Source organism: Halorubrum sp. Atlit-26R (assembly GCF_003666015.1).
Taxonomy (GTDB): Archaea; Halobacteriota; Halobacteria; order Halobacteriales; family Haloferacaceae; genus Halorubrum.
In genome coordinates, this window is the sequence record NZ_QPLT01000374.1 from 1 (window position 1) to 529 (window position 529).

Genomic DNA, 529 nt, shown 5'->3' on the forward strand with positions numbered 1-529 from the left:
CAGTCCAGATTCTCTGGTCGGGAATACCGCAACCGTTGAATCCGGATCTCCTTCGAGATCTCGACGCCGGATCGTTCCAGCGATCTGATTTGTGACCGGTTCGAGATGGCGGTTGTCGGGACCATCCGCAGAACCGGTTTCAGCACTGACGTCGATCCCGTCGTCAGTCGTCGACGGGCTGTCGGCGGCGAGCTCATTTTCCGTTTCTCCGACGAACTGGCGCTGTTCACGCAGCAGAGACACGAGCCCCTGAACGAACTCTCTCGACTGCGCCTGAAGGTCGATCGGTAACTCGCCGACTTCATCGGTAACCGCGCTCGCGACGGAATCGGTGACCGTCGATTCGTTCTCGCTTAAGTATCGGATCGTACGATTCGTTTCCGCGACTTGTTCGGCGATCTCCGCCGACTTCCCCGATCGGATCGACTCTTTCGTGAGGAGTTCGAGAACGCCCGGACGCTCGCTGAGATCTTCGAGGCTGAACTGTACGACCGACATCTCTTCGCCGCCGTTACGGCGGCGATCCTTC

1 pseudogene is annotated in these 529 nt (G+C 59.0%); it reads right to left on the bottom strand.

The features are described 5' to 3' along the window. Positions 1-529 (bottom strand): annotated as a pseudogene (locus DVK07_RS21040) (hypothetical protein); the annotation flags it as partial.